Genomic DNA, 14470 nt, shown 5'->3' on the forward strand with positions numbered 1-14470 from the left:
TTTGAACGTCTGGATCAATGGACGCGAATGAGGGTGCGAGCCTTTATGCGCAAAAAGAGATCTACGGTGTCAAACCGGCTGATACCAAACAAAGTACTGGAATCAGCCGGAATGGTATTTCTAACAAGCTTACTCACCACACGTTCCTAATTCAGGAGTGAAATAAGCAATCCGGCGACGGATGAAGGAAACTCACTCCTGAAGATGGGGAACTGACGAAGGAAAGCCGTGTGCGGGAAATCCGCATGCACGGTTTGACGGGGAGTCCGAGGGAGTAATCCCTCGTCTTACCCTACTGTGAAAAGAAAACCATACGGTATGCGTATGGTCCAGGAGAGCTTTCAGCGATGTATCAAAAAAATCCCTCCAAATGTTACAATAAATTTGGTTCGCCAACCGAATTTACCGCACAACAAAAGGTTATACGAACGCCAGGAAGCACTGATGGAAGACGGCGGCATCGACGGCTGCGGCAACTCGCAGAACTGTGTGCGCGCCTGCTTGAAAGGCATTCCGCTCACCACCTCTATCACCGAAATTAACAAGCAGACCACGAAGCATATGTTCAAGCGCTGGCTGGGCTATAAAACAGGCTATTGTCCAAAGCTTTACTGTCATCATTATGCTTAACTTCATTAAGCTAATTTCAATAAGCAAACTTCATTGAGCTGTCTCATGATGGAAACTGTTATTTACTGAAGTTACTCAGAATGAAATTTTTAGAGCCATCTCGCGGCAAGGGTTTCTTGCCAAGTCTGGGATGGCTTTTTTTATATGTTTTCGGGGCCCCCTGCCAAGTACCTGAGTAAGCTTCGAAGCCAAAGCCCTACTTTGTGAGTCCTTTGCGCGCGTTGTATTTACGTTTGTAATGCCCTGTTTAATTTAATATCGCCTTATGGTGACCCATCGCTCCCGTGAGGTATGCTAAGGGAAGTCAATCATCGCCAAAGCGGCGGAAAGAGAGGTGGAACCGAGGCCGCAAACGGGCGGATAACAGCATGATTCCATTAGCACATTGTACAATGTACAGTCTTCTTTCGGCCGGTCTGCAGCAGCGGCGAACTATAAATTGGAGGGTATCTTATGATCAGGTCCGCACGAAAAAAAAGACAACGCTTTATCGTATGGATGAGTGTGGCTTTATTGACTCTGGCGGTCAGCATACCGTTGTCTCCTGCTGCTGTGTCGGCTGCATCGGCTTTTAACCAGACGGCCGCTTCCGGCTACAGCAGCCAATCCGGAATCCAGCTTGAGGCATCCAGTGAAGGCGGCCAGAACGTAGCTTTTATAGACAACGGGGATTATATTGCCTTTAACAATGTGGAATTTGGCAGCGGTGCCGCTTCAATCGACGTAAGAGTTGCGAGCAATAACAGCGGCGGAAACGTTGAAGTACGTCTAGACAGTGCCACCGGAACGCTGTTGGGAACCGTTCTGGTTGCAGGGACCGGAGGATGGCAGTCGTGGCAGACAAAGTCTGCCCCGATCAGTACAGTAAACGGAGTCCATACGCTTTATCTTAAGTTTACCGGAGGGGCCGGCAATTTGTTTAATGTGCTCTGGTTCAAATTCAATGCGCCGTCCTCCGGAGGGGATGTTGTCGGCAAGCTTTTTGCAGGCTATCAGGGCTGGTTCAATGCAGCCGAGGACGGCTCACCGAATGGGGGCTGGGTACACTGGTCCAAGAACGGCAGTGCGCCCATGGCGAACAGCAATGTGAATTACGAGCTATATCCCGATATCCGGGATTATTCCAAGCTGTATCAGACCAGCCTGGCCAATCTCGGCAACGGATCTCCGGCAAAGCTGTTTTCCTCGTATGATCAGGAGACAGTGAACAAGCATTTTGAGTGGATGCAAAGCTACAATATTGACGGGGCTGCACTGCAGCGGTTCGGCGCCGATGAAAGTGACACACCAAACGGCTGGAAGACGAACCGCGACAGTGTTGCCGTCAAGGTTAAAAGCGCGGCGGAAGCCTATAACCGCAAATTTTATGTGATGTACGACATTTCCGGAATGAACGCGGGCAACTGGGTGAACGCGGTCAAGCATGATTGGACGACAAACGTCGTGAATGCCATGCAGCTGCCTTCTTCTTCAGCCTATGCGAAGCAGAACGGTAAAACAGTCGTCTGTCTATGGGGCATCGGTTTTACCGACCGCCCGGGCACCGCAGCCGAATCTGCCGAACTGATCAGCTGGTTCAAAAATCAGGGTATTTACGTGATCGGCGGAGTGCCCACCTATTGGAGAACGGGCAACAATGACTCCAAGTCCGGCTTCCTAGATGTCTACAAATCGCTGGATATGATTTCTCCGTGGTATGTTGGACGCTTTGGAAATCTGACGGAGGCCGACAGCTTCAAGACGAACGTGCTGCAGCCGGACTTTACCTTGACCGAGCAGAACGGCATCGCCTATCAGCCGGTGATCTTTCCGGGGTTTTCCTGGTCTAACATGACCGGTGGCCCGCAGAATCAGATTCCCCGCGCACATGGCGACTTCATGTGGAGGCAGGCCTATAATATCAAGAGCTCCGGCATCAGTACCGGTTATATCGCGATGTTCGACGAATTCGACGAGGGAACAGCCATTGCCAAAGGGGCGGAAAACAGCTCGATGATTCCTACAAATCAGTATTTCCTGACCCTGAACGCAGATGGCGTTACGGTATCCTCTGACTTTTATCTTCGTCTGGCGGGGGATATCAACCGGTTATTCAAAAACCAGATTCCGCTGACGGTGAATCATCCCACGAGTCATCAGTAATCAGGCTTGTATCTTCACAGCCTTCGCGGGGCCATGGGTCTCTCGAAGGCTTTTTCAAAACATAAAACTTTATATGCTTCGCGCTTTAATTATCCTTATATTTCTCGCTGAAACGGATTCCGTCCTTTTTTGAGGACGGCGTAGCCGTTTCTGCTTGGGCAGCAGGCATGAAACTTAAATTATTCCAAATACCGCAGGAGGATCTTATAAACATGAGAAATAAAAGCATTTCGGCAGACTGCCGTAAAACAACGTCGATGAACCCTGTAATTACGAGTATTTATACCGCTGATCCCTCGGCGCATGTGTGGGAAGACGGTAGAGTGTACATTTTTGCCTCCCATGATGTCGACCCGGCCAGAGGCTGTGATCTGATGGACAGATATCACGTATTTTCGTCCGGGGATATGGTGAACTGCCGGGACGAGGGGGAAATTCTGGGCTCGGAGGATGTGAAATGGGGCAGACCCGAAGGCGGGTTCATGTGGGCGCCGGACTGTGCATATAAGAACGGCACCTATTATTTCTATTATCCGCATCCAAGTGGCTCGGATTGGAACAGTACCTGGAAAATCGGTGTTGCCGCCAGCAGTGAGCCGGCTCGCGGGTTCACAGATCAAGGGTATATTCCGGGTCTTGGCGGTTTTGCCATGATTGATCCGGCTGTGTTCGTTGATGAGGACAACCGTGCCTATATGTATAAGGGGGGGCGGAAAATGCGAGACAGGAGAATTGAACGAGGATATGATGTCGATCAAGGGCAGCATGAGGGAAATGGAAGAGCTGGAGGATTTTCATGAAGCGGCCTGGGTATTTAAAAGAAACGGCATCTACTACCTGACCTATGCGGATAATCTGGAAGACAACAACCACATGCGGTATGCCACCAGTGATCATCCACTAGGCCCGTGGACGTACCGGGGAATTTTTCTTGAGCCTACCGGCTGTTTGACGACCCATGGCTCCGTGGCAGAATTTAAGGGCCAGTGGTATTTGTTCTATCACAACCAGGAGCTTTCGGGAGAAGGAACGCTTCGGAGCGTGTGTATCGACGAGTTGTATTTCAATGATGATGGAACGATTCGGACGGTAGTGCAGACCCGGGAAGGCGTGAAGCCAGTAGGGGAAACACCGCTTCCAAATCCGGAGACGAAGACTTATCAAGCAGCGGACAGCACGGCTGGCGGTGGAGCGGTCATTGAAGCTTATGAAGAGGGGAAAAGCGTCGTTTCCGGTCTGAATGTCGCAAACGCCCACTGCCGATTCCGTGATGTGGACGGTGGTGCGAAGGGTGGACGGGCGGAAATCCGGCTGCAATACGCTACGGCAGAGCCTCTCGCTAAGCTGCAGCTTACGGTTAACGGCAAAGACTACTCGTTGCTTAATGCGCCTTCAACCGGAGAAAACACGGCATTTACCGGCTGTACCGGGCTTACAGTTCAACTGGAAGCGGGCAGCGGCAACCTCATTACCTGGACAGGCGGCAAAGGGGATATCCGTATCGGCAGTATGACGGTCAGTCCGCTGGGAGATTGAAGGTCAATATCCAGGTGAAAGGAACAGAGAGGAATTTGAGCACGACAGGGCTTTCAATTCCATGCTGTCTCTATCGGAGAGTAGAAGCGAGGAAGTCTCTGAGCAGAATAGGATAAAAAATGACTGTTACAGGCAGAGACGTGAATACAATCTTTGTAAGGAGCCAACTGAGCCGGCAGACTGGCGAAGATCTAGACTTATCTTACGCTGCATGAACAATGAAGACCCGCGAGGAGAAGCGGCTGAGCCGCAGTGCTCTCCTCGCGGGTCTTTATTTTGCTAGTATACAGGCTTATACAACTGTCAACGGAGCGGCTAACGCCCCTCCATCCATGAATATCGGGGCTGCCAATGCAGCGTTTCCTTCGCAAGCCGGTTGCTGACGATCGCTTCCCGGCCTTCAAAGCTGCTGCGGCGATCGTGCACATCGGGGTAGTAATGATTCAGCAGACGTTCCGTGGGCCAATCACTCAACGTATCATCAGCCGTAATATTGAGATTGTCGGCCGCATGGTCTGCATGCTTTAGTGACGCAAGGCAGGCACCTGCCGCGTCCCGGATGTCAATATAACTCCATAACGTTTTTTTGAACCTCTCGGGCTGCGCAGGATCGACAGCGGCATACTCGGCTTCGGTCATAACGGTAGAGAAACGCAGGGATACCGCCTTCATCCCCCCTCTGCGGTTGAACATGGCGGCGGCGGTTTCATTCACCACTTTGGACAGGCCGTAGCATTCCTGAGGCTGTTGCGGATGCAGCTCATCTACTGGTACATATTCCGGGGAAAAGGGCTGCGGCGCCCAGGCGAAGCCGTAGGAGGATTCACTGGAGCCCAATACAACCCTGCGGATACCCAGCAGTCCTGCAGCTTCCAGAACGTTATAACCGGAGAGTGCGTTATTGGCAAAAATATGGGCCGGCGGGTACAGCAACGGTGCCGGAATTGCGGCCAGGTGTACGACTGCGTCTGCACCCTGCAGCGCACCTGCAAGTTGCCCCAGGTCGCTTAAATCGACGATCAGCTGGCGGCAGGACAGCTCCCCGGATTTGCGGCGGTCGAGTGATACAACGCGGTATCCGGCTAGCTGAAGCGTCTGGATTACCGCTGAACCCAGCTTGCCGCTGCCGCCTGTTACGGCTATGGTTTCCATAGGTTGAACCTCCTTAAGGGTTTGGAAGCCCCCGGAAGTCAGGGGCGGACCAATGTGCCGTCCGCCTTGCGGTCCAGAGGATAGGGATGATAATAGGCCGCTGATTTCCAGTCGGCGCCAATAAGCAGCTTTGCTTTCGCCTCATCGAGCTCAATGCCGAGTCCCGGCTTTTCCTGGGGATATAAATACCCGCCGGAGCGCCGGATATGCCCCGGAAATGCCTCCAGCTCCTCTTCCCGGAAATGATTGATTTCCTGAATGCCGAAGTTCCAGGCGGCCAGGTCCAGGTGGACGGCTGCGGCTTGGTTGACGGGATCGTTCTCTCCGCCTTCCTGCCAGGCTGTCCGCACGCCGAAGGCTTCGCAGACTGCTGCGATTTTGCGGCAGGCGCTGATCCCGCCTGCCTTGGAGACCCTCACGCGCAGGAAATCAATCAGCCGCTCCTGAACCAGCGGCAGCCATTCCTGCGGGTTCGTGAACAGCTCGCCAACAGCCTGGGGCGTTGAGCTCTGGGCGCGCAGCTGGCGGTACCAGCCGAGCTGTTCGGGCGGCAGAGCATCCTCCAGGAAGAACAGTGAATACGGCTCCAGTGACTTGGCCAGTTGGATCGCTGCGATCGGCGACAGATGCTCATGCACATCATGCGTGAACCCGATGTCGCTGCCGAATTCGACCCGAAGCTCTTCGAACATGGCGGGCACAGCCTGCAGATAGGTCTGTTCATCGAAGGCTCTGTCTTGGATCCAGGAGGGCTCCGGCAGGCGGTTCCGCTCGCCTTGCCGGAAGCCACCGCCGCCGTAGCCGCCCAGCTGGCAGCGGATCACCGAATAGCCCTCTTCCAGATAACGCTGGACATCCTCCTTCAATTCGTTGATGGAATTCCCTGTGGCATGGCCATAGCAGGGAACCGCCGACCTGACCGGCCCGCCCAGCAGACGGTGAACCGGCAGTCCAGCCTCCTTGCCGAGAATATCCCACAGCGCCAAGTCAATGCCGCCAATCGCTGTTTGTGTAACCGAGCCGTTCCGCCAGTAGGCACTGTGCTGCATGGTCTGCCACAGATCCTCGATATGGGCGGTATCCCGGCCGATCAGCAGCGGGGCGAACAGCTGCTCAATGACTTGCACCACAGCTTCCGGGTTATACAAGTCGGAAGCGGAGCCGAGGCCGTACAGCCCGTCACAGTCCGTAATGATCTGGACGATGGTCCAGCTTCCGTCAACTCTGGTGCGGATGCAGCGGATGGCTTTGATTTTGGCCATAATCAACCTTCCTTCCTGATGAATGGGTGGATTTATTCCGTCTGCAGCTCACAGCTACGCGATTCTCTTAGCGTATAGCACCGGGAATACCTACGGTTACGATCTTATAGCCTTGAACAGGAAGGGCAGCTCCCACTGGAGCAGCGGTGGCTTCCTCCAGGATGTCAGTCACATAAGCCGCAGCTTCCGGCTGCAGGCTCAAGGCGGTTTCCTCCGCCGAGAGATTGTACCAGCGGATAACGGGATGACCGCTGCTTTCGGCGATTTTGAGGCTGGAGAAGGCTAGCCGCTCTCCAGACCATTGCAGAAAGCTTTCGTCTGGAGGCAGCTCTCCGCTGTGCAGTCCCGTAGCGGCGGTGAATGCCGGAACGGGAAATGTGTAAGCCTCCCGGTAAGCTTCGAACCTGTCAGCCTCGCCGCCATGCGGAATGATCATCCACTCGGCTTTGCAAGGGCCAAGGCATTGAGCTTCCGGTGTCGGGAACACTCCCCAATCTCCCAGCTCTCCCACAGAACGGAGCAGCGTAACGGCAATCGTGCCCTGGCCGTCCTGAAGCACTTCATATTCGTTCAGCCCCTTGCCTGCGATCACAAGCCCCCGGTTCGGACCGTGCACATCCACAAACGTCTGCATGTGGTGGCAGTAGCTGGGGTTCTTCCATTCCGGTGCCGGTACCGTCTGGCGTTCGGCAACCTCAAAGATCGAATCGGCGTAATGCACACCAACATCGATGCCGGCAGGGAACAGCGAGCGGAGCCGGTGGTCGCAGGCCTGGTTATCGAAGGAAGCAGTCACCTTCACTCCTTTGCCTGAGCGCTCCAGACTGACCCGGGTTACGATCTTTAGCGGTACAGTGTTGGCGGAACGGCTGGCGAGACGTTCGTTGAAAGGCACCATCACGCGCATTTCCTCCGCAAGCCGTTCGTCCGCCGCTGCGGGGATTGGCAAGTGATGCACAATCTCCAGTGTTGCCCGCCACGGCGTATCTTCCACAAGCGTGATTTCAGCCGGAAGTCCGGCCGTTATGATCGGAGTGTCCTGAAGCGGCTGATAGAAAATGTACTCATTGCCGATATCGCCGACATCTTCGTATACTCCGAGGCCTGCATACGTCTCACCGCTCCGCTTGTCGATGAGCGTCAGGCTTCCGTCCGTTTCTGCGCACACCCGCAACCAAGCGTTCTCCAGCGTATTCGCGGACACCGCCAATGAGGCGGTGCTGATCTCTTTAGGAGCTGAAGCCTTATTCGCTCCTGCTGCACCGAGGCTAGCACCCGGCGAAGTTCCAGTTCCTTCTGTGCCGTTTCCAGCCAAGGCCCCATCATCAGGAATCCAGGCAAAGGAGCGGTACCCCATTCCTGGCAGTTCCTCTGCTTCAAAGGTAATGCGGAGCGCCCGCGCCATATACGGCTGTCTGAATTTATCGTCCGGCAGATCGTAGCCGAAGCGCACACCCAAATCTGTGATCTCTGCAGGCAGAGCCTTGCCATCCGAGTCGATAAGTGTTCCCATGGCATGGGAGCGGCGCTGGACCTCTTCGGCGATTTCGACCGGGCTTTCACTTTGTTTGAAATAGCGATGGCTCCACTCCAGCTCCAGCGACACCACCCGCGATTCGCCGTAGCCGCTGGTATTGTACACGGTGAATGGCACAGCATTCACCCCATGGGCGGAAAAGACAGAGGTGTCGATGCGCGAAGCGATATAATCTGCGCTGGAATGGGCCAGATTCCGGCCGACCTCCATGCTTTTGGCAAACCGAATGTTCATTTCGCGGTACACTTCGTCCACGCTGCAGCCGCAAATGCTGTCATGCGGATGGTTCTGCATCAGCGTTTTCCAGGCATAGCGGAAAAGCGCATGTGGATAAGGGGAGCCCAGTGTATGCGCAATGGCGGCCAGCGGCTCGGCTGTCTTCTCCAGCAGCGTCTGCGCCTGCTGGTTCAGCTGCTTGACCCACACGCGCGCCGAAGCTGTATTCACCAGCGAGTACCAGCCGTCGGTGCGCTGGCCGCGTAATTCGCCGCGGATGTGGGACAGCGCCTCCGGCAGCTCCGCACCGACGCTACGGATGTAGCTCTCATAGTCCGAGTGCAGGAACTCAATCTCCGGATACAGCTCTCGGGCGGTACGGAGCGCATCGGACAGATTCTGCTGAACGGGCTGGTGATCGCAGCCGTTCATCAGCAGTAGATGTGGTGTGGAGGCGTAACGGGAGGCCCGCTCCAGCCGTTGATCCCAGTAGACAGCGGCTTCTGCGGGACCCACCGGGATCTCCATGCCATTGTTGTACCAGTTGGCGAACAGGATGCCAAGAACCTCGGAGCCATCCGGTGATTTCCAGATGAGCTCGGAGAAAGGAGATTCCAGGTGCTCGCTCTCCCCGACCTGATTATTGAACCCGGTCGCCTTAACGCCCCGGCCGAACACAGCAGTCCTGATTCCGGCTTGGCGGAGAATCTGTGCCGCCTGCCCCATGTTGCCGAAGGAATCGGGAAAGTACCCGAGCTTTGAGACTGTACCTATTTCCTGCGCATCGCGCAGGCCAATCTGCAGATTGCGGATATTGGCTTCGCTGCTGGTCAGGAATTCGTCCTGCAGCACGTACCAGGGACCAGCGGCCAGCTTGCCTTCACGGCTGAGCTGCTGCAGGCGTTCTTTTTTCTCGGGATGGACCTGTAGATAATCTTCAAATACGATCGTCTGTCCATCCAGATAGAAGCTTCGGAAATCCGGGTCGCGTTCGAAGGTTTCCAGCAGCGTATTCATCGTTTCAATCAAGCGGACATGGTGGGCTTCATACGGCATATACCATTCCCGATCCCAGTGCGTGTGGGAGATGATATGAACAGTTTGCTTATTGGCTTTCATGGGGGAGCCTCTTTTCTGTGGGGTTTCGGATATACATCCCTCATTGTAGAAAGGGCAGAAGGGGCGAACAAGGAGACGATCGCAAACTTTAGCGGGAATTATTGGCTTATCACCAGGTATTGCTTGTTCAGTCGGGTAGATGGAGGCTAAAATAAAGGCATCGGCTTTCGCCGGATGACAAATGTTAATCAACGAAATATGCAGCATGGGACGGTGGGCATTATTGCTGGCACTTATAGTGGATGATGAACTGGAAATCCGGGAGGGGCTGCGCACGGGTTTTCCCTGGTCGGCCTATGGAATTGAAAGCGTTTTAACCGCCGATGATGGCGATACGGCACTGGAGCTGGCGCTGGCCCGGCAGCCTGATCTGATCGTGACCGATATCCGCATGAAGCGCATGTCCGGGCTGGAACTGATCGGGGCGCTCAGAGGAGAACTGCTGGATGACTGGAAAGCGATTGTGATCAGCGGCTATGATGACTTCGAAATGGTCAGGCAGGCGATGAAGCTGGGGGCGATGGATTATATCTTGAAGCCGATTAACACAACCGAGCTCGGGGAAGTCCTGGGACGAGCGATTTCAAAACTGGAGCAGGAGAGAACTGACCGAAAAAACCGGCAGCTGCTCAATGACCAGGTACACAGCGCACTGCCCAAAATCCGCGGAGAGCTGCTGCGGGAAATTCTGGAGCATGATTACGATCCCTACCGGGAAACACGGATTCTCCACCGGCTGCGGACCCTTCAGACCGATTGGATCGCCGGCGGGCCTTCCGTGGTTCTGCTATTTGAAGCCGACGATCTGAAATCGGTGGAGAACCGGGAGGGGCTCCGCCGGGAGAAGGAGCTGATTCTGTTCGGCATCGGCAATGTGGTGAAGCAGACGCTGGAGGAGGATTACCCCGAGCCTTTTGTACTGTCCGAGGATTCGAAGCAGCGCTGGGTCGCCGTGCTGAGTTGCTCCAAGGGAAATGGCACCGCGCGGATCGAGGAGCTAGGCAATTTGTGCATCGAGCGCATTCATGCCTTCGTCAAGGTGAAGGCAAGTGCTGCACTGTGCACCATTCCCGGCGCGATTTCCGAGCTGCATGCCAGATATGCCGAAGCGGAGGAGATTCTGGAGCAGAAAGCGATTTACGGGGGGGACCGTCTGCTGACTAGCGTTGGCTGGGAACAGGAATCCGAGCAGGAAAATCCACCGATTACGAATCCCGATGAAGTGCTGGACCTGATCCGTTACGGCACCGAGGCCGATATTCAGGCGGCGATGAACCGGTTCTACGAATTGGTCCAATCTTGGTCACTCTGCCAGATCAAGGATATCCAGCAGCATATCTTCGAGTGGCTGCTCGGTATCTTCAAGAAGGCGGCTCAGCTCGGCTGGAGCGAGCAGGGGTGGCAGCGCAATCCGATGATTCTATGGGATCGGCTGGAGCGCTATGACACGCTAGAATCGCTGCACGGACAGGCGGAGCTCTGCCTCCTGGAAATGTCACGCGATTTTGCCGAGCTGGCTTCTTCGCCCGGACAGATTATCCAGGAGGCGGAGAAATATATTCTGCAGCACTATGCAGACAACCTTACCCTGCAAAGTGTTGCGTCTGAGGTGCATGTAACGCCAGTATGGCTCAGCAAGCTGTTCAAGAAGGAGAAACGCCAGACGTTTCTAGAATACTTGACAGAGGTGCGGATGGAGAACGCCAAGAAGATGCTAGGTGAAGTGAAATATAAGATCTACCATATTTCCTCGCTGGTTGGCTACAAGGATCCGGTTCATTTTACCAAGCTGTTCAAAAAACAGACGGGCTGGACGCCGAAAGAATTCCGCAGGCTGCAGGGTATCGCTGATGAGTAAGGCACGGATTGCGCTGGGCTCGCTCCGCAACAAGGTAATCCTGATCTTCTTTGCGATTCTGATCGTTCCGTTTCTTTTGTTCGCCTATTATACCCATGTCAAGGCGATTGAGGGCATCTCCAACGCCAATACGTCGGTTTCCCACAGCTTTCTGATCCAGGCGCGTAAAAGCTTCGAGGTGTACTTGACGCAGTTGAACGGTCAGATGAATGATCTGATCGGGAACAAGCAGCTGCAGGATCTGCTGAAGACTCCGCCCGCGGGCTGGGAGGAAGGCGAACTGTTTACGGTCAATATGCTGACGCTGCTTAGCAATCAGTCGCTTACGATCGATACATTCCGGGTGCATATATACCCCATCGTTCCCGCGGCCTATACAGACTATATGAATACGATCGGTGAGCCGAACCTTGCCGCCAGAGAGGGGTGGTTCCGCGAGGCCCGTTCTTCGATCAGTCCGGCCTGGCATTTGTCGATGCCGAGCAGCGGGCACTATGCCAAGCCTCTCCTGACCTATACCAAGCGTTTTACGGGTCTGTATGACCGTCAGCCGCGGGGCATTATTGCCGCTGATGTTTCGGAGGATCAGCTGGCGCGCTATTTTTCTCCCTCGGGGAACATTAAAGGGCAAAAGCTGCTGCTCTTGAATGAGGATGGAAGCGTCCTCTATGACTCCACCGCCAATGAATGGACGGGACAGCCGGAGATGGCGGGCAGGTTCTACAATCTGACTCGTGGTACGGAGATCTCGCGGACGATCAGCATTGGAGGTCAGAAATATCTAGCTTCCAGCCTGAAGCTGGACAGCCGCTCCTGGTATCTGGTCAGCTTGTCGCCTCTCAGTGAATTGACCGGCACCATCGACGAGATCAACAGGGTCATGCTGATTTTTCTGGTGATCTATCTTCTCTGCAGCATTGGCGTGGTCATTTATTTCACTGTTCATTTCACCCAGCCGGTCGTCCGGCTCGTACAGCTGATGCGCAAGGTGGAGAAGGGACAGTTTCGCCACCACTCGGTATGGTCGAGGCGCAATGACGAGGTCGGCTGGCTGTACCGTGGCTTCATCAGTCTGACCACGCAAATCGAAACCCTGATTGAAGAAGCTTCACGCTCCGAGTGGAAGAAAAAAGAACTGGAATTTCAGGTGCTCAGCCACCAGATCAATCCACATTTCCTGTACAATACGCTGGAATCGATCCGCTGGAAGGCGGAGACACACGGCCGCAGCGATATCAGCGAGATGGTTGCGGCACTTGGCAATCTGTTGCGGCTCAGCCTGAATCAGGGCAAGGAAATTACGACATTGCGGCGTGAGATCGAGCAGCTCCAGGCCTACGTTCAGATTGAACAAGCGCGGATGGGCCAAACGATCCGAATCTTATATGCCATCGAACCGGAGCTGCAGCAGCTGCCGTTACTGCGGCTCTTACTGCAGCCGCTTGTGGAGAATGCCATTCAGCACAGCATCCGCGACAATTTCGAACAAGGGAAAATCCTCGTGTCTGCCCGCCGCGAGAAGGAGGATATCGTCATCGATATCATCGACAACGGTAAGGGCATTCCGCTGGAGACGCTGGACAAGCTGAACCGGGATATCAAGGAGGAATCCGCTCAATCCACCGGCGGCAAGGGAGTAGGCCTCAGGAACGTCAATGAACGTCTGCGGCTGTATTTCGGGGATGCTTACCGTCTGCAGATCGAATCCGATCCTGCATACGGCACGAAGATCGCGCTACGCCACCCGGTGATGAAACAAGAGGAATCCGGCTCCGCTAGAGAGGACTCGGCTGCGGCTCAAGAGCCGTAAGGATCCCCCACACCTTCTATTGAGATTGCTATGTGTCTGCCGTCCGCACTTTGGACGGCTTTGTTTTTGGAATAGGTTCCAGGTCATCGGGCTATTTTACCTACCAGTGATCCTATACCGGCTATAAGCCAATTTTGAACCAGAAAAGAACAAGATAGGCTTATGGTTTCCCCTTGGGTGCGGCTGTATCATTAAAGCATCACCTAAACAGAAAGGTACATGCTAATGAGAACGATAACCGCGACTTCAAGCAAGCGGACCAGCCGCACCGCTGCCCGCAGGGAATCAGGCGTACTGAAGGATTTGTATCGAAACCGGTCACTGCTGGTGATGTTTCTGCCGTTTGCCGTCCTGCTGCTGCTGTTCAACTACCTGCCGATGGCGGGGCTGGTCATTGCCTTCAAGGATTTTGACTTTAGCAAAGGAATCTTCGGGAGCTCTTGGATGAATCCGCTGCTAAGCAACTTTGATTACCTATTCTCTTCCGATGCTGCTTTCCGGGCGATGCGTAATACCGTCCTGCTGAACATGCTTTTTATTGCGGTCGGCTTGGTATTTGAAGTGGGCTTTGCGCTTCTCCTGAATGAGATCCGCCATAAATTTTTCAAAAGGGTGACACAGTCCATTACGTTCCTGCCCTTCTTCATCTCTTGGATTGTTGTCGGCGTATTCTCCTACAATCTACTGAACTATGAAAGCGGGTCCATTAACCGACTGATTGAATGGCTGGGCTTCCCCGGCATCGACTTCTACAGCAACTCCGGACTTTGGCCGCTGATCCTGACGATTGCGATTCGCTGGAAATCTACGGGTTATGGTACGATCATTTATCTGGCTGCATTGACCTCCATCGATCATTCCTATTACGAGGCGGCTGCGATCGACGGCGCTTCCCGCTGGAAGCAGATTCGGCATATCAGTCTACCGATGCTGCGGCCGACGGTGATCATTCTGACGCTGCTGGCCGTGGGGCGGATTATGAACGCGGACTTCGGGATGTTCTACGCGATGGTGGGCGACGCTTCGCTGCTGTTCCCGACCACCGATGTCATCGACACCTTTGTATACCGCAGCCTTCGCAAAACCGGCGATATCGGCATGGCCTCGGCCGCGGGCTTCCTGCAGTCAACAGTGGCTTTTGTGCTGGTACTCAGCAGCAACTATGCCGCCCGTAAAATTGACAAGGATTCTGCCATTTTCTAATCGGC

9 protein-coding genes and 1 pseudogene are annotated in these 14470 nt (G+C 54.4%); 7 read left to right on the forward strand and 3 right to left on the reverse strand.

Annotated features, from left to right (window positions below):
• Positions 1 to 426: 426 nt before the first annotated feature.
• The 4 genes and pseudogenes from A3842_RS25450 to A3842_RS33050 form a co-directional block, all read left to right on the forward strand.
• Positions 427 to 630, forward strand: a pseudogene (locus A3842_RS25450) (hypothetical protein); the annotation flags it as partial.
• 453 nt (positions 631 to 1083) lie between these two features.
• The gene (locus A3842_RS25455) at positions 1084 to 2772 is read left to right on the forward strand and encodes a carbohydrate-binding protein (protein ID WP_083609731.1); all 1689 of its coding nucleotides are present in this window, start codon (positions 1084 to 1086) and stop codon (positions 2770 to 2772) included.
• A gap of 212 nt (positions 2773 to 2984) precedes the next feature.
• Positions 2985 to 3572, forward strand: a complete 588-nt coding sequence (locus A3842_RS33045) for a family 43 glycosylhydrolase (RefSeq protein WP_074103163.1) — start codon at positions 2985 to 2987, stop codon at positions 3570 to 3572.
• Positions 3517 to 4308, forward strand: a complete 792-nt coding sequence (locus A3842_RS33050; RefSeq protein WP_074103164.1) for a family 43 glycosylhydrolase — start codon at positions 3517 to 3519, stop codon at positions 4306 to 4308. Before A3842_RS33045 ends, A3842_RS33050 begins: the two co-directional genes overlap by 56 nt.
• Positions 4309 to 4623: 315 nt before the next feature.
• On the opposite strand, the gene A3842_RS25470 is transcribed toward A3842_RS33050, so the two are convergent.
• The 3 genes from A3842_RS25470 to A3842_RS25480 form a co-directional block, all read right to left on the reverse strand.
• Positions 4624 to 5460: an NAD-dependent epimerase/dehydratase family protein gene (locus A3842_RS25470; RefSeq protein WP_074103165.1), complete on the reverse strand. Its 837-nt coding sequence runs from the start codon at positions 5458 to 5460 to the stop codon at positions 4624 to 4626.
• 38 nt (positions 5461 to 5498) lie between these two features.
• Entirely contained in the window at positions 5499 to 6722 is a 1224-nt protein-coding gene (locus A3842_RS25475) for an enolase C-terminal domain-like protein (RefSeq protein ID WP_074103166.1), read from the reverse strand.
• Between the two features lie 67 nt (positions 6723 to 6789).
• Positions 6790 to 9594 carry an alpha-mannosidase gene (locus A3842_RS25480; protein ID WP_074103167.1) on the reverse strand — a complete coding sequence of 935 codons (2805 nt, stop codon included), beginning with the start codon at positions 9592 to 9594 and terminating at the stop codon, positions 6790 to 6792.
• 181 nt (positions 9595 to 9775) lie between these two features.
• Between A3842_RS25480 and A3842_RS25485 the strand changes: the two genes are divergently transcribed.
• From A3842_RS25485 to A3842_RS25495, 3 genes are all read left to right on the forward strand, one after another.
• Positions 9776 to 11452 (forward strand): response regulator, encoded by a 1677-nt coding sequence (locus tag A3842_RS25485; protein WP_256701860.1) that lies wholly within the window; start codon positions 9776 to 9778, stop codon positions 11450 to 11452.
• Positions 11445 to 13262, forward strand: a complete 1818-nt coding sequence (locus A3842_RS25490) for a sensor histidine kinase (RefSeq protein ID WP_074103168.1) — start codon at positions 11445 to 11447, stop codon at positions 13260 to 13262. The genes A3842_RS25485 and A3842_RS25490 overlap by 8 nt, the downstream gene beginning before the upstream one ends.
• Positions 13263 to 13487: 225 nt before the next feature.
• Positions 13488 to 14465, forward strand: coding sequence for an ABC transporter permease (locus A3842_RS25495; RefSeq protein WP_083609732.1), 978 nt, complete (start codon positions 13488 to 13490; stop codon positions 14463 to 14465).
• Positions 14466 to 14470 lie beyond the last annotated feature (5 nt).

The sequence above is a fragment of the Paenibacillus sp. P3E genome (genome assembly GCF_001909045.1).
Classification (GTDB): domain Bacteria; phylum Bacillota; class Bacilli; order Paenibacillales; family Paenibacillaceae; genus Paenibacillus_AQ; species Paenibacillus_AQ helianthi.